Here is a 20,923-nt window from a genome sequence, read left to right as displayed (position 1 = left end):
AAGTACGCCATGACCCTGTGACCACGTATCGAGACGCGATCACGCCCCAGAAGGGATATTTTTACGATTTTTCGCCGTTTAGCCGGATATTTTGTGACAGGTCACAAACGGTCGGGGCCTGGAAGGACCTTCCGCACCACGTCCGCCACCCGCACGCGGGCGGCGTGCACCGGCCCCGGCTCCTCGTCACCGACCGGAACGGCGGGCGCCCGCTCGTGCGCGTCGTGGTACGCCAGCGCGAGCCGCAGGAGATAACCCTCCCACCCCGGCTCCCGGCTGACCATCCTTCCCGGCAACTCGGCCAGCACCCGCAGCACCCGCCGGTGGTACCGGTCGGACAGCTCCGCCGCCGCGAACCCGCCCCCCACGCCCAACTGCCCGGCCCACCTGAGGACGGCGCAGGCCCGCGCATGTCCGTATCGCACCACGAACCCCGGGTTGTCCCAGGTGCGCGGGAAGTCCGGCCAGACCGGCTGATACGGGACGGCTGCGGGCTCGGCGTCCAGAACGGGCTCGGTCAGGACGATCCGCAGGAAACCCCTCCCCTGGATCTCCACGGCGGCCACCCCGTCCAGCTCCCGCACCCTGGCGGCCAGGTCCTCGGCGGGCAGGCGGCGGCGCAGAGCGGCGGCGGAGACGTACCCGACCTCCTCGTCCCACGTGCCCTCCGGCGCGGGCGGCTCCCCGAGCGCCTCGGCGAGCTTGTCAGGCAGCGTCATGGAGACGACCCTACGCAGCAACGGGGTGCCGGAGGAGGAGCCATGACGGGACCTGTTCGCGGGAGGGTCTGGGCCAGGCGCCGGATGCGGGAGGCGCAGCGGGACGTGATCCTGACCGTGCTCGCCGGGGCGGGGCTGGCCGGGTGGGTGTCGGCGCCTACGTGGCGCAGTCTGGGGCTCGCGGTCGCGCTGGTGGTGGGGGCGGCGGTGGTGGCCGGGCTGTGCGGGGCGGCCGTCGTGAAGGTGCTGCGCCTGCCGATCACGCCGGTGGTGATCGGGGTGATCGTGGCGGCGCTGAACGAGGCCCTGCGGCTGGGGCTGGTGGCCTGGGGCGGGCTGGGGGCGGCGGAGGCGGCGTGGATGGGGGTGTGGAGCTTCCTCGTGGGGCTCGGCGTCATGCTGGGCTCCCTCACGCTGGCCTTGCGGACGCTCGCAACGCAGGAGATCGAGGAGCCCGGCGAGCGTCATGGGTCGTTGCTGAGCCCGCTGCCCCTGATCCACAGCGTGGCGCTCATCTGCCAGGAGGTCGCCCGCTGCCTCCTGGTGGCGTGGAGCCCCTGGCTCGTGCTGGTGACGATCGCCGAAGCGAGCCTCGCGGGCGTGTTCCCCCGGAACCACCCCGCTCGGACCTGGGTCGCGACCGCGGGCGGCTACACCCTCCTGGCACTGGCCCTGGCCCTGTGGCTCAGATGAGCGCGTGCGGCTCCGCCGACCCGTACTCGACCAGTTGCGCGGCCCCCAGAAGCCACCGGTCCTCGTCGCGCACCCGCACGTAGCCGAACCGGTCCGCAGAGAAGACCTTGATCCCGTCCGTGCGGCACTGCCGCATCAGGACCTCGTCCCAGCCTTCAGTAAGGTCGGCGAACCCAAGCTCGCGCAGCGTGTTGCGGCGGGCCAGGAGGGTGCCGCCGGTGATCTCCGGCAGGTAGGAGTACTCGGCCTCGGGCTGCTTGAGCAGCGTGGCCTGGGGCTTGCGCAGGTGGGCGTAGAAGGCGGCCTTGCCGACGAGGTCGGCGGTGCTGAACAGGAAGGCCCGGCGCAGGTCCGACAGGTAGTGGGGGCCGTAGACGTCGCGCGGGTCCATGACCGCCACGAGGTCGGCCTCGCACAGGTCGATGCCGACGTTCAGCATGGCGCCCTCGGTCATGGACGGCTGCGGCCGGCGGTGGATGACCTCCACGTCGGGCAGCACGTCGCGGGCGCGCAGCTCGGCCTCGGGCGGGCCGATGACGATGAGCTGGTCGACCCCGGACTGCTTGGCGACCTGGGCCAGGGCGTGCTCCATCAGGTACGGGTCGAGCACGGGCAGCAGGACGGAGGTGTTGAGGGTGGGGCGGGCGCTGGGCAGGCCGACGGCGTCGAGCAGCTCGTCGACACGCTCGCTCATCGTGCCCATCGCGTACGCCCTGCGCAGCGCGACGTGCGCGCGCCGGGAGTCGGCCTCGGTGCCGATCGGCGTGCCGCAGGCGGCGATCTCGGCCAGCCGCCACTGCGGGGTGCCGGGCGGGCAGTCGGCGGCGGCGGGCCAGCGGTAGGAGGTCAGGACGTCGGGGTAGGTCAGGTGCCCCGGCAGGAGCTGGTCGAGCGTGAGCACCCGGTCGATACGGCCGCCGGCCAGCGGCAGCGGGTTGTGCACCCGGGGCTGCACGCCGAACTGCAGGCGCGGCCAGGCCACGGTCAGGTCGGCGGTGAAGCGGTGCTCGAACAGGTCGGCCGCCGCCGCGTACGCCGACACGTCGCCCTTGGTGTGCCAGAAGACGGTGCGGATGCCGCGCTCGGCGCACCAGGCGAGCAGCGCCTTGAGCCCCTCGCCCGGCTCGCCGGTCAACTCCTCGGCCCACGGGCCCTGCGTGACGGACTCGACGACCAGCAGGTGCGGCACCTCCAGGGGCAGCACCCTGGCGAAGTCGCGGGGCGTGAAGCCGGTGGTCTGGCGCCACTCGTAGCGCAGCAGCGCCTCGGCATGCGGGTCGGCGATGACGGCGGCCGTGAGGTGGGGGCGCGTGTTGGGGCCGGTGGGCACGCGGTACGGCTTGAGCTTGAAGGAGGCGCCGCCGAGTGTCCTGGTCGTGGTGGTGGCCTGGAAGGCGGCTCCCGGGCGCTCGTCCTTGGGCTTGGCGGCGCCGGCGACGGGCTTGCGCTTGGGCGCGGTGGGGCGCTTGACGGGCTTGGCGGCGCCCTTGAGTCCTCTGGCGAGGCGTACCGGGTTGCTCTTGCCGCTCTTGATGGCGTCTCCGAGGCGGCTCCAGCGGGCGACCTTCATCGACGAGAGCTTCCACTGCGCGACCTCGGCCTGGAAACGCTGCTCCGCCAGCTCCCTGCGCAGCTTGTCGGCGGTGGCCTGCTCGGCGGCCAGCCGCTCCTCGGCGTCGCCGAGCTGCTCGGCCAGCGCCTTGGCCTCCTCGGCGCTCTCCTGCGCCGCGGCCAGCTCGGCCTGGGCGGCGTCCAGCAGCCTGGCCAGCTCGGCAGCCCGCTCAGCTTGCGCGATCGCATCGCGCAACGCCCTCCGCGTGCTCTCCAGCTCTATAGACAAACCCGGACCTCCGCTCTCGTAGCCCGCCAAAGGATACTCTTTGCCGAGAAGCGTCTCGAAGGGATTGAGATCCGGTGCAGTTCAACGTGCGGCCCTACATCTGCGGCGCTCTCGGCCGGATCGACACCGCCGTGCTCGGCAAACTCATGGCGGCGGGCCCCAAGGTCTGGCCCGCGCTCCAGTCGGCCGACGCGGCCCTGTTCAGCTCGTCCCCGCTGCCGCCCTACCGCCGGTCGGGCGACGCGTACGCCTTCGCCTGGGGCGAGCGCAGGCCGAAGACGGCCGAGGACGAGTGGATCACGGTCGCGGAGACGTACGAGACGCCCGGCCTGATCGGCGACGGCCGGAAGGTGACGCTGCACACGGGCGCGCTGGGCCTGGTGGACGTCTACTACGTGCGGCTGGGCGAGGCGGTCTACTTCTCGTCCCTGATCCAGCCGCTGCTCAGCCTGGTGCCGGTGCGGATCGACTGGTCGGCGTGGGCCTCGATCCTTCAGGTGACGTTCCCGCTGGGTGAGGCGACGCCGTACACGGAGGTCAAGCGGCTGCCGGGGGCCAGTGCGCTGGTGTTCGAGCACGACCGGCTGGCGACCGAGCGGCGGCTGCCGCGCTGGCTGCGTACGGAGCCGTACGAGAAGTGGATCAGCCCGCGGGAGATCGTCGACCTGCTGCACGGCGTCTACGGCGACTACGACGGGCGCAAGCTGCTGGTGCCGGTCAGCGGCGGCTACGACTCGCGGCTGCTGGCGAGCGTGGCCTCGGCGCGCGGGTTCGACGTGGAGTCGTGGACGACCAGCCCCGACGACGGCACCGACACCGACATCGCGTTCGCCAGGTCGATCACCAGGGAGCTGGGCATCCCGCACCGGGTGGTCACGCAGGACGCCGCCGCCTATCCGGCCGACGCGATGGAGGTGGCGCGCAGGCTGGAGTACCTGACGCCGCACCACGCCTGGTACGCGCCCTTCGCCAAGGAGGTGCACGGCGCGGGCCGGATCCTGATCGACGGGCTGGCGGGCGGCCCGCTGCTGAAGAACTTCATGGTGAGCGGGGCCGCGCTGGAGGCCACGTCGCAGGCGGAGCGGTCGGCGGCGGTGCTGGCCTCGCTCTCGCTGGGCCAGCCGACGCAGCCGTTCCTGTCGAAGGCGGCGGCGCAGTGGATGGACGAGACGGTGCGCGAGCAGTTCCTGGCCACCACCTCGATGCTGCACGGGCACCGGGCCGAGCTGCCGCTGTCGGTGCTGCACACCAGGACGGTGCGGGGCATCGCGCGCTCGGCGGTGAACCTGGTGGGCCCTGAGGCGTCGTTCGCGGCGCCGTTCATCCATCCGGAGTTCTTCGACGCGGCGCTGTCGGTGGGCGTGGCGCGCAAGGACAAGGGCCGCTTCTACCGCGAGGTGCTGTACGCTGCCAACCCGCGCGTGGCGGCGCTGCCCTCGACGAACGTGATCAAGCAGCCGCTCCAGCGGGTGCCGCTGCGCTCGACGGCGGCTCCGGCCCGGAACTACTCGCACCGGATGCTGGAGGTTCTGGCTGGCCGGATTCCGAACTTGTTGTCGGATGAGCTGCACGAAGTGGTCGCCGGCGGGCCCGACGCGCTGACCAGGTTCAACGGCTGGAACGATCGATTCTGGGTGCGTGGACTGGTGCTGTTCGGCCTCTGGCTGAACGACTTCGAGAACGACCTCTCCGACCTGGCCACACCTTTTTAGTGGACTCTGGGTAACAGGGCGATTACATCCCGATCTCGCGGGTATTACACGTCGCACAGCAGAAGCGGGTTCCGGAAAGCCAACGGGCTGGTAGTGTTCGGCCCGTAAGCGCCGCACAAACGGGCACCAGATCACAAATCCGGTCCCGTTGAGGGCAGTGGAGTTCGCAGGGATGACGACTCCACGCGGCGCGGTCACCAGATAACAACGCCGGGGCAACCGGTGACTTCGTCCTGCCCACATCTCTTCCTGTGAGCGACATCATGATCAACGCATCCCCAACGCCGGAGCCGATCTCCGAGGCCTTCGTCTCGGAGGACCCAGCCTGGTACAAGCGGGCGGTGTTCTACGAAGTTCTCGTCCGGGGGTTCAAGGACTCCAACGGCGACGGCACCGGCGACCTGCGCGGTCTCATCGAGAAGCTGGGCTATCTCGAGTGGCTGGGCGTGGATTGCCTGTGGCTGCTGCCCCTGTACGAGTCTCCGCTGCGTGACGGCGGATACGACATTTCGGACTACATGAAGATCCTCCCTGACTTCGGGGATCTGGGGGACTTCGTGGCGCTGATCGAGAAGGCCCATGAGAAGGGCCTGCGGATCATCACCGACCTGGTGATGAACCACACCAGCGACCGCCACCCGTGGTTCCAGGCGTCCCGGCACGACCCCGAGGGGCCGTACGGCGACTTCTACGTGTGGTCCGACCACCCCGGCGGCTACCCCGACGCGCCGATCATCTTCATCGGCGCCGAGGAGTCCAACTGGACCTACGACCCGGTGCGCAAGCAGTACTACTGGCACCGCTTCTTCCACCACCAGCCGGACCTGAACTATGACAACCCGGCGGTGCAGGAGGCCATGCTGGAGGTGCTGCGGTTCTGGCTGGACCTGGGCATCGACGGCTTCCGGCTGGACGCGGTGCCGTACCTGTTCGAGCGCGAGGGCACCGCGTGCTCCGGGCTTCCCGAGACGCACGCGTACCTGAAGAAGATCCGCGCGGAGGTCGACCGCCTCTACCCGGACCGGGTGCTGCTGGCCGAGGCCAACGGCTGGCCCGAGGACGTGGTGGAGTACTTCGGCGACCCCACCACGGGCGGCGACGAGTGCCACATGGCCTTCCACTTCCCGCTGATGCCGCGCATCTACATGGCGGTCAAGAAGGAGACCAGGGAGCCGATCTCCGAGATCATGTCCCGCACGCCCAAGCTGCCGGAGACCGCGCAGTGGGGCATCTTCCTGCGTAACCACGACGAGCTGACGCTCGAGACGGTGACCGAGGAAGAGCGCGACTACATGCACAAGGAGTACGCCAAGGACCCGCGCATGCGGGCCTACCTGGGCATCCGCCGCCGGCTGGCCCCGCTGCTCGACAACGACCGCGACCGGATCGAGCTGTTCACCGCGCTGCTGCTGTCGCTGCCCGGCTCGCCGGTCATCTACTACGGCGACGAGATCGGCATGGGCGACAACATCTGGCTGGAGGACCGCGACTCGGTCCGCACGCCGATGCAGTGGAGCCCCGACCGCAACGCCGGGTTCTCCTCGGCCGACCCGGGCCGGCTCTACCTGCCCGCCGTCATGGACCCGATCTACGGCTTCCAGGCGGTCAACGTGGAGGCCCAGCAGCGGCACGAGGGGTCGCTGCTGCACTTCACCCGCAAGATGCTGGAGATCCGCCGCAGGCACCCGGTGTTCGGCGTGGGCGCCTACACGGAGATGTGGTCGTCGAACCCCTGCGTGCTCACGTACGTGCGCGAGGACGGCGACGACGTCATGCTGTGCGTCAACAACCTGTCGAAGTTCCCGCAGCCGGTCGAGCTGGACCTGCGGCGCTTCGAGGGCATGACGCCGGTCGAGGCCAGGGGCGGCGTGCCGTTCCCCGCGATCGGGGAGCTGCCCTACCTGCTCACCCTGCCGGGGCACGGCTTCTACTGGTTCGCGCTGAAGAAGCCCGAGGACAGCCTCATCGAGAGGTGACCGGCACCTGGGCACGGGCCGCGCGGCGCGCGGGGATGAGCGCCACCGCGAGGGCCGTGCCCACGGCGACCAGCACCGCCACACCCAGCGTCAGGGCCGACGGCGCGCGGCCGATGCCCGCGCCGACGCCGCTGGTGTGGCCCTGCCAGTCGATCAGCCCGGTGACGACGGAGATGCCCGCCGCCGTGCCCACGCCCACGCCCAGCACCACCAGCAGCCCCGTGCCGGTCACGAGCGTCGCCATGACCTGGCGCGGGGTCAGCCCCATGGCCTTCAGCACGGCCAGGTCGAAGGCGTGGTCACGCAGGCCCAGCGCGCTCGCGGTGAGCAGGTTGGCCAGGCCGATCAGGGCCAGCACGGCGATCAGCGCCACGATCACCACTCGGATGATCGACAGCCGGTCGGCCGGGTTGACCGCGGCCTGCACGTCCAGGCCCTCCTGCGAGCCCGCCAGCAGCCGACCCCGCACCTCCAGCGGGTCGGCGCCCGGCTTGAGCGCCAGCGCGTAGTACTCCGGCGGCACCGCGTCCTTGGCCGCCAAACTGTCGAGCCCCACGGACAGCACCTCGCCGTCCTGCTCGGGCTCGACCGTGCGGCCGACGATCCTGACGATCAGCGGGGTGCCGCCCACCGTGAGCCGCACCCGGTCGCCGATCTTGAGCCCGAGCAGGTCGAGCAGGCCCTGCCCGGCCACCGCCTCGCCCTGTCTGGCGTACATGCGGCCCTCGACCACCGGGAACGGGTACGGGGCCGCCGAGCTGCCGATGGCCCGCACCCGCACCGATCGGGCCTCGCCGGGGGCCAGCGCGTTCACGTCGGTGCCCGGGTAGACCTCTGCCACGTCCTTGTCCTGGCCGGCCAGCCGTTCGGCGACGGCCGGCTCCTCCTTGCCCGGTTTGACGTACAGGGCGGCGTGCTGGCCCACCTGCTCGGGATGGGCGGAGAAGTTGTCGAGCGTGGCCCACACGCCGAGGCCGATCGTGATCATCATCATCGGCACGGCCAGGCCGAACGCCGTCAGGAACGCCGGCACGCGGCGGGTGAAGGCGTCTCTGGTGCCCAGCACGAGGGCGGGCGGGAGGCGTACGAGCAGGGCCAGGCGAGCCAGCCTGGACAGGTGGCCCCGGGGCGGCGCGGAGGGCACGTCGGGGATCGGCGGCGTGCGCCCGCCCCGCCAGGCGGGCACGCCGACGGCGGCCAGCACCACCAGCGCCGTGCCGCCGACGATGGCCAGCACGGGGAAGGGCGCCACGGAGCCCACGCCGAGCATGGCCACCATCACGCCCCAGCCCACCACGGCCCCGATGGCGACGCCGAGCAGGCCGAGCGCGCCGTGCTCGACCAGGAGCAGCAGCGCGACCTGGCCCCTGGTGAAGCCCATGGACTTGAGCGTGGCCAGGTCGCGGAGCTGGCCCAGCACCCGGCCTCCGGCGGCGTTGGCCAGCGCGAGCGCGGCGGCCACCAGGCCGACCACGCCGAACAGCGCGAGCAGCGTGCCCAGCAGCCGGTTGTCCAGCTCCATCGCGGACCTGACCTCGCGCCAGGTGTAGACGCGCTGCAGCCGGTCCTCCAGCAGCACGACCACGCGCTGTGAGACGACCTGGGCGGCCTCGGGGTCGGCCAGGCGCAGCCCGGTGACCCACTCGCTGCGGCCCAGCATGGGCTCGACGCGGTCGAGCATGACGGGCAGCACGTAGGCCAGGCCGGGGGTCCACTCGGGGTAGAAGCCCTGGTCGGCGGAGTCTGCGATGCCGCGCACGTACAGGGTGTGGCGCTCGCCGTTGATCGTGATGATGCTGAACGGGGCGCCCAGCCGCAGCCCCAGCGAGGCGGCGAACGAGCGCTCGACCACCACCCCGTCGGGCTGCGACGGGTCGAGCCAGCGGCCCTCGGCCACCAGGGGGTGCGCCACCGCCGCAGGGGTGGCCGGCATCGCGCGCAGCGAGGCCGGCTCCTTCTTGCCGTCCTGCGCCACCGTGACGGGCGCGGAGCGGTACGGGCCCGCGGTCTGCGTGACGCCGTCGATGCCGCCGAGCGCGACCTGGGGGCTGTCCTTGATGTAGATCCAGACGTGGGCGCCGTCGGTCTGGGCCGACAGGCTGCGCCACGGGTTCGTGCTGTCCTCCAGCAGGGTCGCGGCGGTGATCAGCGCGGCCACGATGCCGGCCACGGCCAGCACGGTGAGCACCGCCTCCCCTGTCCTGGCCCGCAGGTCGGCCCTGATCCACCGGCTACCGGCCAGCGCTGTGCTCATCGGAGGTCGATCACCTCTCCGGCCGTACGCGTGCGGCGGCGCGCGATGCGGCCGTCGTCCACGATCTCCCCGTCGAACAGCGACACGAGCCGGTCGGCCAGGCTGGCCACGCGGGCGTCGTGGGTGACCATGACGATGGTCTGGCCCTGCTTGTGCACGTCGCTCAGCAGGCGCAGCACGTCGCGCGTGTTGCGGCTGTCGAGGTTGCCGGTGGGCTCGTCGGCCAGCAGCAGGGCGGGCTCGTTGGCCAGCGCCCTGGCCAGCGCGACCCGCTGCTGCTCGCCGCCGGAGAGCTGGGCGGGCGCGGCGTCGGCCCTGTCGGTCAGGTTGAGCGCGGCCAGCAGGCTCTCGCGCCGCTCGCGGGCCACCTTGGGCGAGGCTCCGGCCAGCAGTGCGGGCAGCTCGACGTTGTCGCCCACCGTCATGTTGGCGACCAGGTTGAAGAACTGGAAGACGAAGCCGATCTTCTTGCGCCGCAGCAGCGCCCAGGCGCTCTCGGAGAGCGTGTCGGTGCGCTTGCCGTCGAGCCAGATCTCGCCGCTGGTGCGCGCGTCGAGGCCGCCCAGCATGTGGATGAGCGTGGACTTCCCCGAGCCGGACGGGCCCATGATCGCGACGAACTCTCCCGGCTCGACCTCCAGGTCCACCCCGCGCACGGCAGGGACGGGGACCGCGCCATCCTGGTAGATTTTGACCAGATTGACCGTTTTCACAACCGGGCTCATGCCAGATCCTCCTGGCAGCGTTCGAGCCAGTCAAGATCTGCCTGAAGATGCAACATGGCCCCTTCGATGAGCAGCATCGCCACCCGATCGCTCGGCGCGGTGCGGGACAGCAGGTCGTTGAGATCGCCCATCAGCGACAGGTAGTGCCGCCGCTGCCGGCTGATCAGCGCCATCCGGTCGGCGATGCCGGTGAGCGGGGCGAGCACGAGCTTCATGAAGAACTCGTCGCGCACCCTGGGGCCCTCGGTCGGCTCGTCCACCCAGGCTTCGAGCGACTCCCGGCCCTTCGCGGTCAAATAGTAGACCTTCTTGTTGGGCCGGTTCGACTGCTCGACGTCCACGGCCCTGATGAGGCCGTCCTTCTCCAGCCTGCCGAGCGTGACGTAGATCTGCCCGATGTTCGGGGAGGGGTACGCGCTGCCGAACGTCTGCTCAAGCGCTTGTTTGAGCTCGTAGCCATGGGCAGGCTCTTTCGCCAGGAGCGCCAGCAGGTGAGGCCTCACCGCTCTCCTCCCCGGTCTGTTACGTACGCGTTACAGACCAATCCGTTGACCTACAGATTACCGCTGTGCATAACATGAATGCATCTACCTAACACGTATGTAATTCGACCTGAACGTGGAGGAAACAGGGTGCTTCGCCTGCTGCCTGCACTCCTGGCCGTGACCCTGGCGGCCGGCTGCGCGACGGCGGGCGACGAGGGCGGCGGCGAGACCGGGACGGGCGGAACAGGCCCGATCACCTTCGCCACCGGACGCGACACCACGGCGTACCTGCAACCACTGCTGGATCGCTGGAACCAGGCCCACCCGGCCGAGAAGGTGACGCTGCTGGAGCTGCCCGAGGCCGCCGACGAGCAACGCGCTCAGATCGCGGCCAACCTCCAGGCCCAGAGCAGCCGGTACGACGTGCTGGGGCTCGACGTGGTGTGGACTGCCGAATTCGCGGAGAACGGCTGGATCATCCCCCTGGAGCGCGGGCTGTTCCCGCTCGACAGGTTCCTGCCGCCCGTCGTGGAGACGGCCGTCTACAAGGACAAGCTCTGGGCCGTTCCGTACACGAGCAACGCTGGGCTGCTCTACTACAGGAAAGACCTGGTCAAGAAGCCGCCTCGGACGTGGGCCGAACTTCGCGACCAATCACGCGAGATAACGAAAAAGCACAACATAGGAGGGTATGCGGGGCAGTTCCTGGCCTACGAAGGGCTCACGGTCAACTTCTCCGAGGCCGTCCAGTCGGCCGGCGGAGAGATCGTCAGCCGCGACGGCACCGAAGTGACCTTCGACCCCGCCAAGGGCAGGGTCGCCCTGGACTTCCTGCTCCAGGGCCTGCGCGAGGGCTGGATCCCGAAGGAGTCGCTGAGTTACAAGGAGGAGGAGTCACGCCTGGCCTTCCAGGAGGGCCGGCTCGCCTTCGCCCGTAACTGGCCGCACGCGTACGGACCGGCCAAGGCCGAGCTGGGCGGCAAGCTGGGCGTGACCCGGCTGCCCGGCCTCGACGGGCCGGGCTCCAGCACGCTGGGCGGCGCCAACCTGGCCATCAGCGCCTACTCCAAGCACCAGCACACCGCGCAGGAGTTCATCCGCTACTTCACGAGCCTGGAGAACGAGCGCCGGGTCCTCACCGAAGGCTCGTTCCCGCCCGTGTGGAGCGAGCTGTACGACGACCCCGAGCTCATCGAGCGCTTCCCCTACCTGCCCGTGCTCAAGGAGAGCATCCTCGCCGCCCGGCCACGGCCGGTGAGCGCGAACTACAACCAGCTGAGCCTGGTGATCGCCAGTTCGGTCGCCAAGGCGCTCGGCAACCCCTCCCCCACGGCCGCCGACGACGTCGCGGCCGGCATGAAGTCAGAACTCGAAGAGATCATCAGAACCCAGTGAGGCAGCCATGCGAAAAGGCAGTGCAGCAGCGATCCTGGCCGGGCTCGCGGTAGCCGTCGCCGCCTGCGGCAACGCGCCGACGACGACCGAGCCCACCGCGGCCGGCTCGGCATCGGCGACCAGCGGCGGCGCCAAGTCGCTCCAGGGCGTCAAGATCGAGGTAGCCGCCAAGTGGACCGGCGCGGAGCAGAAGAACTTCGAGCAGGTGCTCAAGGCCTTCACCGACAAGACCGGCGCCGAGGTCACCTACGCCTCCACCGGTGAGGACACCGGCGCCTACCTCGGCCCGCGCATCCAGGGCAACAACCCGCCGGACGTCGCGATCCTGCCGCAGCCCGGCCTGGTGGAGCAGTACGTCGAGCAGAACGCGCTCAAGCCGCTGACCCCCGAGGTCACGGCGGAGATCGACGCCAACTACACGCCGTACTGGAAGGAGCTCGGCTCCGTCGACGGCAAGGTGTACGGCGTGCTGGTCAAGGCGGCGCACAAGTCGCTGGTGTGGTACCGGTCGCAGGCGTTCGAGGACGCCGGCGTGCAGGCGCCGACCAACTGGGACGAGCTGATGAAGGCCGCGCAGACCGTGGCCGACTCCGGCACCCCGCCGTTCTCGCTGTGCGGCGCCTCCGGCTGGACGCTGACCGACCTCTTCGAGAACGTCTACCTGTCCACCGCGGGCCCGGAGAACTACGACAAGCTCTCCGACCACGAGATCCCGTGGACCGACCCGACCGTGGGCGTGGCGCTGGAGAAGATCGCGCAGATCGCGTCCAAGAGCGACTACCTGGTCGACGGCACCTCCGGCACCATGCAGACCGACTTCCCGACCTGCGTGACCAAGGTGTACGGCACCGACAAGGCCGCCATGGTCATCGAGGCCGACTTCGTGGCCGTCGAGGCCGTGAACGCCGGCGCCAAGGTCGGCGAGGAGGCCAAGTACTTCCCGTTCCCGAAGGCCGGTGACACCACTCCGGTCGTGCTCGGCGGCGACGTGGCCGTGGCCATGAAGGACACCCCCGGCGCGATGGCGCTGGTGCAGTTCCTGGCCTCCAAGGAGGGTGGCGAGGTCTGGGCCAAGCTGCCCGGCTACCTGTCGCCCAACAAGAACGTCTCGCCCGACAACTACCCCGACGAGCTGACCAAGCAGCTCGGCCAGACGATCGTCTCCGCCGGCGACGCCGTCCGCTACGACATGTCCGACCTGGCGCCGAGCGCGTTCGGCGGCACCGACGGCAAGGGCGAGTGGAAGGTCCTTCAGGACTTCGTCCGCGACCCCAGCGACGTCAAGGGCACCCAGGAGGCGCTCGAAGCAGAGGCCGCTAAGGCCTGGAAGTAAAGAGGTAAGGCCGTGACCGAACGGTTGGACGGCCGGCAGGACCCGCCCGCGGCGCAGACCGCGGGCGGCACCTCCACCGGACCGGCTGAAACCCCCCGTACCAGACGACGCCTCGGCCCCTCGCCGGCGGTCGCCATCGCCTTCCTCCTCCCGGCAGCGGTGCTGCTGGGGATCTGGGTGGTCTATCCGATCGTCTACTCCCTCATCCGCAGCCTCTACGGCGCCAACGGGTTCACCGAGTTCGTCGGGCTCGGCAACTTCGTGTCGATCTTCACCGACGCGGGCACGCTGACGACGATCCGCAACAACCTGATCTGGGTGATCGTCGCCCCGATCATCGTCACCGTGCTGGGCCTGATCTTCGCCGTGCTGACCGAGCGCATCAAGTGGGCGACGGCGTTCAAGCTGATCGTGTTCATGCCGATGGCCGTCTCGCTCATGGCGGCGGGCGTCATCTTCCGCCTCGTCTACGAGCAGAGCCCGGACAAGGGCCTGGCCAACGCCATCCTCACCACCGTGGCCGACACGTTCTCCTCCTCGCAGGGCTATCCGGACGCCCGGCCGCGCGAGGGCGACCAGTCGCAGGTCGCCGCGCAGGACGGCGCGGTCGTCACCAAGCAGCCCGCCCAGGCCGGCACGCCGGTGCTGATCCCGATCGTCGGGGTCAAGCCGGAGATCATGCCGTCCAACGCGCAGCCCGCCAAGTCCGCCCCCGCGGGCGACGGCCTGTCGGGGACCGTCTGGTTCGACTTCACGCAGGGCGGCGGCGGCCAGAGCGGCGTCGTGGACGGCACCGAGAAGGGCCTGCCCGGCATGACCGTCGAGGCGGTGCAGAACGGCCAGGTCGCGGGCACCGCCACGACGGCCGAGGACGGCACGTTCCGCTTCGAGGGCCTGGCGCCGGGGGCCTACACCGTACGGCTGCCGCAGTCGAACTTCCAGGCCTCCTACGGCGGCCTGCAGTGGCTGGGCCCGACACTGATCACGCCCGCGATCATCGGCGCGTTCGTCTGGGTGTGGGCCGGGTTCGCCATGGTGCTGCTCGCGGCCGGCCTGGCGGCCATCCCGCGTGACGCGCTGGAGGCGGCCCGCATCGACGGCGCCACGGAGTGGCAGGTGTTCCGCAAGATCACCGTGCCGCTGCTGTCGCCGGTACTGCTCGTCGTCTTCGTGACGATGATCATCAATACGCTGAAGGTGTTCGACCTGGTGTTCATCATCGCGCCGGCCTCGGTGCAGCCGCAGGCGAACGTGGTCGCGCTGGAGATGTGGCGCGTGTCGTTCGGCGGCGGGAACAACCAGGGACTGGGCAGCGCGCTGGCGATCTTCCTGCTCGTTCTGGTCCTGCCCTTCATGGTCATGAACATCCGGCGGTTCAGGAGGGGAGAGTCATGACGACCGCGACAGCCACAGCGCCACCCGCGGGCTCGTCCGGGCTGGAGTCCGGAGCGCCCCGCAGGGGCCTGGCCAGCAGAGTCGTCGACAAGCTGGGCAGCGGCGCCGTCCAGGTCGTCATGATCGTGCTCGGCCTGTTCTGGCTGGTGCCGACGCTCGGCCTGCTGGTCGTCTCACTGCGGACCAACCAGGTCAACAGCGCGGAGGGCTGGTGGACGATCTTCACCAAGCCGGCCGAGCTGACCATCCAGAACTACGGCAACCTGCTGGGCGGCGGGTTCTCCGCGTCCTTCTGGAACACGGTCGCGATCACCGTGCCGACCACCGTGCTGGTGATCGGCATCGCGGCCATGGCCGGGTACGCGTTCGCGTGGATGGACTTCCCCGGCAGGGACGTGGCGTTCCTCGTGGTCGTCGGGCTGCTGATCGTGCCCGTCCAGATCGCGCTGATCCCCATCGCCTCCTTCTACGGCAGCACCGGGATCTTCGGCAGCATCCTCGGAGTGGTGCTGTTCCACGTGGCCTTCGGCCTGCCGTTCGCGATCTTCCTGCTGCGCAACTTCTTCGTCGGCATCCCCGGCTCGCTGCTGGAGGCGGCGCGCATGGACGGGGCGTCGGAGTGGAAGATCTTCGTGTCGGTGGTGTTCCCGCTGGGCAAGCCCGCCATCGCCTCGCTGGGCATCTTCCAGTTCCTGTGGGTGTGGAACGACATGCTCATCGCGCTGGTCTTCGCGGACACCGGGAACCAGCCGATGACCAAGTACCTGCAGTCTCAGATGCGGCAGTTCGGGTCGAACACCGACATCCTCTCGTCGGGGGCGTTCATGTCGCTGATCATTCCGCTGGTGCTGTTCTTCGCGTTCCAGCGGTACTTCGTGCAGGGCATGATGGCCGGCTCCGTCAAGTGACGGCTTGAACGGGCGCCCGCTCCCACTTGTGGGGGGCGGGCGCCCGCCGTAACGCCCAAACGAGCAGTTTCGATGCTTTTTCATGAAGCGTCTTCTCGCTCTGACCGCAGCAGCCTTCCTCACGCTTCCACTCACCCCCGCCACCGCCGACCCGTCGGGCACGCCGGGCGCGCCCGGCGCGGGCGACCCGTACTTCCCCGGCCAGGGCAACGGCGGGTACGACGCCCTCCACTACGACCTCACCCTCGACTACGACCCCGCCTCCGGCCGCCTGTCCGGCCGCGCCGATCTGACGGCACGGGCCACACAGGCGCTGAGCCGCTTCAACCTCGACCTCGCCGACACGCTGACCGTCCGCTCCGTGACCGTGGACGGCAGGCCTGCCTCCTACACGCAGAGCGGCTCCGAGCTGGTCGTCACCCCGCGCAGGACACTGCGCGACCGGCGCGGCTTCTCCGTCGTGATCCGGTACGACGGCAACCCCGCCCACGTCATCGACCCCGACGGCTCCATGGACGGGTGGATCAAGACCGATGACGGCGTCTTCAACGCCAACGAACCCCAGGGCGCGATGACCTGGTACCCCGGCAACCACCATCTGACGGACAAGGCCACGCACCGCTTCACGGTGACCGTGCCCGGCCCCGTCGTCGCGGTGGCCAACGGCGACCTGGTGCGCAAGGCGTCGAAGGGCGGGCGCACCACGTACGTGTGGAACTCCCGCGAGCCGATGGCCGCCTACCTGGCCACGGTGTCGATCGGCGCGTTCGGCCTGGCCGACGCCCGGATCGGCCGCTACCGGGTGACCACCGCCGTGGACCCGAAGGCGGCCGGTGACGCCACGGGCTTCGCCGAGCGGCACCCGCCGGTGCTCGACTACTTCAGCGGGCTCTTCGGACGGTACCCGTACTCCTCGACCGGCGGCATCGTGGACCACGCGCCCGAGGTCGGCTACGCGCTGGAGACGCAGACCCGGCCCATCTACCCGCGCGTCCCCAGCGAGTCGCTGCTCGCGCACGAGCTGGCGCACCAGTGGTTCGGCAACTCGGTGACGCCCACGCTGTGGCGCGACATCTGGCTGAACGAGGGCTTCGCCACGTACGGCGAATGGCTCTGGAGCGAGCAGCGCGGCGCGCAGAGCGTGCAGGACGCCTTCGACGAGGCGTACGCGCGGCCGGCCGACGACGAGTTCTGGCAGACCCCAGCCGCCGACCCCGGCGGCCCCGAGAACCTCTTCCACGCCCCCGTCTACGACCGCGGCGCGATGACGCTGCACGTGCTGCGAGGTGCGGTCGGCGACGACGCGTTCTTCGCGATCCTGCGCGCCTGGGTGCGCGAGCACCGGTACGGCAACGCCGACACCGCCGCCTTCGTGGCGCTGGCGCAGCGCGTGTCGGGCAGGGATCTCGCGGGCCTCTTCGACGCGTGGCTGTTCAAGCCCGGCAAGCCGTCGTTGTGATCATTCTGGTACGGCTTGTCCCTGGGTTTGGCAGGCAAGCCGTACCAGACCTGACTAAGCTCAACGGCCATGGCCGGTCGTCCGTTGAACGAAGTCGTCGAAGAGGGTTGGGCGCGCGCCCTCGAGCCCGTGTCCGAGCAGATCTCCCTGATGGGAGAGTTCCTGCGCAACGAGATCGCCGAAGGCAGGCAGTACCTGCCCGCCGGCGCCAACGTGCTGCGTGCTTTCAACCAGCCCTTCGACGACGTCAAGGTGCTGATCGTGGGTCAGGACCCGTACCCGACGCCCGGTCACCCCGTCGGCCTGTCGTTCTCCGTGGCGCCCGAGGTGCGTCCGCTGCCCGGCAGCCTGGTCAACATCTACAAGGAGATGGAGACCGACCTGGGGCTCCCGCGTCCCGCCAACGGCGACCTGACGCCGTGGGCCGACCAGGGCGTCCTGCTGCTCAACAGGGTGCTCACCGTGATGCCCGGCAAGCCCGCCTCGCACCGCGGCAAGGGCTGGGAGCAGGTCACCGAGCAGGCCATCCGCGCGCTGGTGGCGCGCGACAAGCCGATGGTGGCCATCCTGTGGGGGCGCGACGCGCGCAACCTGGCGCCCATGCTCGGCCAGGTGCCGCGCATCGAGTCGGCGCACCCGTCCCCGCTGTCGGCGCGCAGCGGTTTCTTCGGCTCGCGGCCCTTCAGCCGCGCGAATGAGCTGCTCGCCGCGCAAGGCGCGGCGCCTGTGGAGTGGAAGCTGCCCTAGCATCGTCGCCATGAGTGATGAACCGAAGTTCCTGCGCCTGACGGTCGAGCTGACCGTGGAGGTGCTCGACATGGACGCGCTGCAGGCCGCGGCGCTTGCCGAGATCCGGCATCCGGACGCCGATCTCACCGATGAGGAGCGCACCGAGCAGGCCGAGCTGGTCGGCTCCGACGACTCCGGCGCCTCGGCGCTGCAGTGGCTGATCGAGCCCGACCACGTGCTGCAGCTCGTCGACCACATCAGCGAGATCGAGCCCCGCGAGGCCGTGCTCGGCGTCGAGCCGTCCGAGGGGCCGAGCGAGGAAGAGGACGACGAAGAGCACGACCACGCGTGACGTGACGTGACGTGATGTACGGCGGCGGCCACGGCGTTCTGCGGACGTCGTGGCTTTTCGCTGTCTTTTGCTGTTTCTCGCTGTCTCTCGCCGAGTTCGCTGAGGAGCTTTGATGATCGTCGCTTTCTCCATCACCCCGCTGGGCGTCGGCGAAGGGGTCGCCGAGCCCGTCGCCCGCGCCGTCAAGGTCGTGCGCGAGAGCGGGCTGCCCAACCGCACCGACGCCATGTTCACCACCATCGAGGGCGAGTGGGACGAGGTCATGGACGTCGTCAAGCGCGCCGTGGACGCCGTGGCCGAGGTCGCTCCCCGGGTGAGCCTGGTGCTCAAGGCCGACCTGCGCGAGGGCGTCTCGGACGGCATGACCTCCAAGCTCGAGTCCCTGGAACGCCACCTGTCCTGATATTTCGCGATATATCTTGACCCCTCCACGCACGCGTCATATCGTGTTGCCCTGACGCAGACGCGATAGTACGCGTGCTCGGAGGTGGCTTCAATGGAACGAGTGCCCGTTCTGGTGGTCGGCGGCGGGTACGCGGGGCTCAGCGCCGCGACGCTGCTGGCCTGGCGCGAGGTGCCCGTGATGCTGGTCGAACGGCATCCGAGCACCTCCGTCCAGCCCAAGGCGTTCGGGATCGGGCCGCGGGCGCTCGAACTGCTGCGCCCCGTTCAGGGGATCGAGGACGAGCTCAGGGACATCTGGGCGGGCATCGGGGACGGCATGCGCATCGCGATCGCCCGCGACATGGCCGACCCCGAACCGCACCTGATCACCGACGGCGGGCAGGCCGAGCGCGCCTTCCTGGCCGCTCTCACGCCGGTCGCGATGGTGGGGGCGCCGCAGGCCGACATCGAGCGGGTGCTGCGGGTCAAGGCCGAGGAGCTGGGCGCCGACCTGCGCTTCTCCACCGAGCTGGTCTCACTGGAGCAGGACGCCGACGGCGTGACGGCACTCATCCGCGGCAAGGACGGCGACCGGCTCGTACGCGCCGACTACGTGGTGGCCGCCGACGGTCACCACAGCCCGCTGCGTACGGCGCTGGGCGTGCCCACCTCCGGCAGGGGCGAGCTGAGCAGGATGTGCTCGATCATGTTCGACGCCGACCTGTCGGACCTGGTGCGCGAACGCGAGGTCACGCTCTGGTACCTGCGCAACGACGACCTCACCGGCGCCCTGGTGACCGGCGCGGGAGCCGGAGCGCACGTCCTGGGCGTGCACGACGCGGGGGCCGGAGCGCACGTCCTGGGCGTGCACGACGCCGAGGGGCCTCTTCCCGTGGACCGCTGCGCCGAGCTCGTCCGCCTGGCGACCGGCCGCCCCGACCTGGACGTGCGGATCCTCGACCGGGCCACGTTCGGCATCGCGCACGTCCTCGCCGACACCTACCGTTCGGGACGGGTGTTCCTCGCCGGCGACGCCGCCCACACCATGCCGCCCACCGGCGGCCAGGGCGGCAGCACCGCCCTGCAGGACGGCGCCGACCTGGCCTGGCGGCTGTGGCTGGTCCTCACCGGCCAGGCCGCGCCCGCCTTCCTCGACACCTACGACGCCGAACGCCGGCCCATCGGCACCCTGACGGCCGACGCGCAACTCGCCGAACTGGGCGCCCGCATGCCGCCGGCCGCCCGCATCGGCTACCCGGAACCCCTGCCCGACCTCCTGCACACCCTCCTCGGCCACCGCTACCACTCCACGGCCATCCTCTCCGAGCCCGGCGACGACGGCTCCATCCTGGAGGACCCCCGCCTGGCCGGCGGCCGGCCCGGCAGCCGCGCCCCGCACGTCGTGCTCGACTGGGACGGGCAACGCATCTCCACCATCGACCTGTTCGGGTCCGGCTTCGTCCTCATGGCCGCCAAGCAGGGGCGGCAGGCGTGGATGGAGGCGGGGCGGGTCGTCAAGGAACGGCTCGGGGTGGCGCTGACGCGGCTGCCGGTGGATGACGAACTGCTGGACGTGGAGGGGTGTTTCGAGGAGCGGTACGGCGTCAGCGGGGGCGGCGCCGTACTGGTCCGGCCGGATGGGTACGTGGCCTGGCGGTCGCCGGGGGCGGTCCAGGATCCGGCGGGGACGCTGGAGCAGGTGCTCCGGCAGATCCTAAGACGCTGACCTTCACACTCTCTCCCAGGAGCCGCCCCTCGCACCCCCGAGAAACACTTTCCCGCGCCTTCTTTCACGAGCAGCCTCTCGCGCCCTCACGCTCCTTCCGGAACCGCTCCCCGCGCCCCCAGGCTCCTTTCAGCACCGCTTCCCGCGCCCCCACACTCCTTTCAGCACCGCTCCCTGCCCCCTCGCGCTGCTTACACGAGCAGGCCCCCCTTCCAAGAGCAGCTCCCGCGCTCTTACGCTGCTCCCAGGAGCAGTTCCTCACGCCGGGCGCGCAGGGTGTCGCGCAGCCGTGCCAGCTCCCCACAGCGCTCCCCCAACCGCGCCACCAGCCCCTCCACCTCACCATCCGTCACGCCCGCCGCGACCGTCATCCCCAGCGCACCTACGTCCCTGACGAACGCGGCCACCGCCTCCCCCCGATCACCGGCACCGTCCAGAACCTCACGACCAGCGGCTCCGGCCCGCTCCGTCGCAGGCAGCTCCACGTCCAACTCGGTCACCATCCGCCCGATCTCCAGCAACTCCGCACCCCGCGGATCGGCCGAGCCCGTCAGCCGCAGCTCCTCCCGTACCAGCAGCTCCTCATACAGCTCGCGCGCCGGCCCCACCTCGGCCAGCTCCCGCTCAACCGCAGCGAGCACGATCCGGTACGCCCCCAGCCTGGCCTCCACCACGGCCACGCGCTCCTGATCCCACACGTCCGTCCTGTCGAGCTCACGCCAGGCCTCCCCCACCAGGCCAGCGGCCGCCGCGCGGCGCTCGTTCAGCTCGTCCCAGCGGCGCGCCCGCCGGCGTGCCGTGCGTAGATCTTCGTCGATCATCTCAAACGGGATCACGT

At 70.3% G+C, this 20,923-nt stretch carries 18 protein-coding genes; 12 read left to right on the top strand and 6 right to left on the bottom strand.

Annotated elements, in window-relative coordinates; genetic code table 11:
* Positions 1 to 101: 101 nt before the first annotated feature.
* On the bottom strand, positions 102 to 719 hold the full coding sequence (locus ABD331_RS07465; RefSeq protein ID WP_344471926.1) for an anticodon-binding protein: 618 nt from the start codon (positions 717 to 719) through the stop codon (positions 102 to 104).
* A 42-nt stretch (positions 720 to 761) separates the two neighbouring features.
* Between ABD331_RS07465 and ABD331_RS07460 the strand changes: the two genes are divergently transcribed.
* Positions 762 to 1,412, top strand: coding sequence for a hypothetical protein (locus tag ABD331_RS07460; RefSeq protein WP_344471925.1), 651 nt, complete (start codon positions 762 to 764; stop codon positions 1,410 to 1,412).
* Here ABD331_RS07460 and ABD331_RS07455 read toward each other — a convergent pair.
* Positions 1,405 to 3,219, bottom strand: a complete 1,815-nt coding sequence (locus ABD331_RS07455; RefSeq protein WP_344471924.1) for a glycosyltransferase family A protein — start codon at positions 3,217 to 3,219, stop codon at positions 1,405 to 1,407. The genes ABD331_RS07460 and ABD331_RS07455 overlap by 8 nt on opposite strands.
* Before the next feature lie 107 nt (positions 3,220 to 3,326).
* Between ABD331_RS07455 and ABD331_RS07450 the strand changes: the two genes are divergently transcribed.
* Complete coding sequence (locus tag ABD331_RS07450) at positions 3,327 to 4,964, top strand: asparagine synthetase B family protein (RefSeq protein ID WP_344471923.1); 1,638 nt, start codon at positions 3,327 to 3,329, stop codon at positions 4,962 to 4,964.
* 263 nt (positions 4,965 to 5,227) lie between these two features.
* The gene (gene treS, locus ABD331_RS07445; protein WP_148434948.1) at positions 5,228 to 6,940 is read left to right on the top strand and encodes a maltose alpha-D-glucosyltransferase; all 1,713 of its coding nucleotides are present in this window, start codon (positions 5,228 to 5,230) and stop codon (positions 6,938 to 6,940) included.
* On the opposite strand, the gene ABD331_RS07440 is transcribed toward treS, so the two are convergent.
* Genes ABD331_RS07440 through ABD331_RS07430 form a run of 3 tightly spaced genes read right to left on the bottom strand, consistent with a single transcriptional unit; the run spans position 6,927 to position 10,422 of the window.
* Positions 6,927 to 9,194, bottom strand: coding sequence for an ABC transporter permease (locus tag ABD331_RS07440; protein WP_344471921.1), 2,268 nt, complete (start codon positions 9,192 to 9,194; stop codon positions 6,927 to 6,929). The two genes, treS and ABD331_RS07440, sit on opposite strands and share 14 nt — an antisense overlap.
* Positions 9,191 to 9,919 (bottom strand): ABC transporter ATP-binding protein, encoded by a 729-nt coding sequence (locus ABD331_RS07435; RefSeq protein ID WP_148434946.1) that lies wholly within the window; start codon positions 9,917 to 9,919, stop codon positions 9,191 to 9,193. Before ABD331_RS07435 ends, ABD331_RS07440 begins: the two co-directional genes overlap by 4 nt.
* Positions 9,916 to 10,422: a PadR family transcriptional regulator gene (locus ABD331_RS07430; RefSeq protein ID WP_344471910.1), complete on the bottom strand. Its 507-nt coding sequence runs from the start codon at positions 10,420 to 10,422 to the stop codon at positions 9,916 to 9,918. Before ABD331_RS07430 ends, ABD331_RS07435 begins: the two co-directional genes overlap by 4 nt.
* Before the next feature lie 129 nt (positions 10,423 to 10,551).
* On the opposite strand from ABD331_RS07430, the gene ABD331_RS07425 reads away from it, so the two are divergent.
* The 9 genes from ABD331_RS07425 to ABD331_RS07385 all read left to right on the top strand — a co-directional run bounded on the left by ABD331_RS07425 (position 10,552) and on the right by ABD331_RS07385 (position 20,085).
* Positions 10,552 to 11,799 (top strand): ABC transporter substrate-binding protein, encoded by a 1,248-nt coding sequence (locus tag ABD331_RS07425; RefSeq protein WP_344471908.1) that lies wholly within the window; start codon positions 10,552 to 10,554, stop codon positions 11,797 to 11,799.
* A 7-nt stretch (positions 11,800 to 11,806) separates the two neighbouring features.
* Positions 11,807 to 13,132, top strand: a complete 1,326-nt coding sequence (locus tag ABD331_RS07420; RefSeq protein WP_344471906.1) for an ABC transporter substrate-binding protein — start codon at positions 11,807 to 11,809, stop codon at positions 13,130 to 13,132.
* Positions 13,133 to 13,144: 12 nt separating this feature from the next.
* Positions 13,145 to 14,527, top strand: a complete 1,383-nt coding sequence (locus ABD331_RS07415) for an ABC transporter permease subunit (protein ID WP_344471904.1) — start codon at positions 13,145 to 13,147, stop codon at positions 14,525 to 14,527.
* Positions 14,524 to 15,435, top strand: coding sequence for a carbohydrate ABC transporter permease (locus tag ABD331_RS07410; RefSeq protein WP_344471902.1), 912 nt, complete (start codon positions 14,524 to 14,526; stop codon positions 15,433 to 15,435). The genes ABD331_RS07415 and ABD331_RS07410 overlap by 4 nt, the downstream gene beginning before the upstream one ends.
* A gap of 82 nt (positions 15,436 to 15,517) precedes the next feature.
* Positions 15,518 to 16,894, top strand: coding sequence for a M1 family metallopeptidase (locus ABD331_RS07405; RefSeq protein WP_344471900.1), 1,377 nt, complete (start codon positions 15,518 to 15,520; stop codon positions 16,892 to 16,894).
* 69 nt (positions 16,895 to 16,963) lie between these two features.
* The gene (locus ABD331_RS07400) at positions 16,964 to 17,641 is read left to right on the top strand and encodes a uracil-DNA glycosylase (RefSeq protein ID WP_344471898.1); all 678 of its coding nucleotides are present in this window, start codon (positions 16,964 to 16,966) and stop codon (positions 17,639 to 17,641) included.
* 10 nt (positions 17,642 to 17,651) lie between these two features.
* Positions 17,652 to 17,975 carry a hypothetical protein gene (locus ABD331_RS07395; protein ID WP_225272082.1) on the top strand — a complete coding sequence of 108 codons (324 nt, stop codon included), beginning with the start codon at positions 17,652 to 17,654 and terminating at the stop codon, positions 17,973 to 17,975.
* A gap of 112 nt (positions 17,976 to 18,087) precedes the next feature.
* Positions 18,088 to 18,378 (top strand): MTH1187 family thiamine-binding protein, encoded by a 291-nt coding sequence (locus tag ABD331_RS07390; protein WP_344471894.1) that lies wholly within the window; start codon positions 18,088 to 18,090, stop codon positions 18,376 to 18,378.
* A 93-nt stretch (positions 18,379 to 18,471) separates the two neighbouring features.
* A complete protein-coding gene (locus ABD331_RS07385; protein WP_344471892.1) occupies positions 18,472 to 20,085 on the top strand; it encodes an FAD-dependent monooxygenase in 1,614 nt (537 codons plus the stop codon).
* A 233-nt stretch (positions 20,086 to 20,318) separates the two neighbouring features.
* Here ABD331_RS07385 and ABD331_RS07380 read toward each other — a convergent pair whose 3' ends face one another.
* Positions 20,319 to 20,906, bottom strand: a complete 588-nt coding sequence (locus ABD331_RS07380) for a hypothetical protein (protein WP_344471890.1) — start codon at positions 20,904 to 20,906, stop codon at positions 20,319 to 20,321.
* Positions 20,907 to 20,923: the final 17 nt, after the last annotated feature.

It is taken from the genome of Nonomuraea monospora, from assembly GCF_039531895.1.
GTDB classification, from domain to species: domain Bacteria; phylum Actinomycetota; class Actinomycetes; order Streptosporangiales; family Streptosporangiaceae; genus Nonomuraea; species Nonomuraea monospora.
Note: the sequence above shows the minus strand (reverse complement) of the source record. Positions and strands in the feature narration are given on the sequence as shown.

Coding starts and splice junctions, on each gene's coding strand:
- ABD331_RS07465 (WP_344471926.1), bottom strand. CDS start 719: ATGACGCTGCCTGACAAGCTCGCCGAGGCGCTCGGGGAGCCGCCCGCG.
- ABD331_RS07460 (WP_344471925.1), top strand. CDS start 762: ATGACGGGACCTGTTCGCGGGAGGGTCTGGGCCAGGCGCCGGATGCGG.
- treS (WP_148434948.1), top strand. CDS start 5,228: ATGATCAACGCATCCCCAACGCCGGAGCCGATCTCCGAGGCCTTCGTC.
- ABD331_RS07440 (WP_344471921.1), bottom strand. CDS start 9,194: ATGAGCACAGCGCTGGCCGGTAGCCGGTGGATCAGGGCCGACCTGCGG.
- ABD331_RS07435 (WP_148434946.1), bottom strand. CDS start 9,919: ATGAGCCCGGTTGTGAAAACGGTCAATCTGGTCAAAATCTACCAGGAT.
- ABD331_RS07420 (WP_344471906.1), top strand. CDS start 11,807: ATGCGAAAAGGCAGTGCAGCAGCGATCCTGGCCGGGCTCGCGGTAGCC.
- ABD331_RS07410 (WP_344471902.1), top strand. CDS start 14,524: ATGACGACCGCGACAGCCACAGCGCCACCCGCGGGCTCGTCCGGGCTG.
- ABD331_RS07405 (WP_344471900.1), top strand. CDS start 15,518: ATGAAGCGTCTTCTCGCTCTGACCGCAGCAGCCTTCCTCACGCTTCCA.
- ABD331_RS07400 (WP_344471898.1), top strand. CDS start 16,964: ATGGCCGGTCGTCCGTTGAACGAAGTCGTCGAAGAGGGTTGGGCGCGC.
- ABD331_RS07395 (WP_225272082.1), top strand. CDS start 17,652: ATGAGTGATGAACCGAAGTTCCTGCGCCTGACGGTCGAGCTGACCGTG.
- ABD331_RS07390 (WP_344471894.1), top strand. CDS start 18,088: ATGATCGTCGCTTTCTCCATCACCCCGCTGGGCGTCGGCGAAGGGGTC.
- ABD331_RS07385 (WP_344471892.1), top strand. CDS start 18,472: ATGGAACGAGTGCCCGTTCTGGTGGTCGGCGGCGGGTACGCGGGGCTC.
- ABD331_RS07380 (WP_344471890.1), bottom strand. CDS start 20,906: ATGATCGACGAAGATCTACGCACGGCACGCCGGCGGGCGCGCCGCTGG.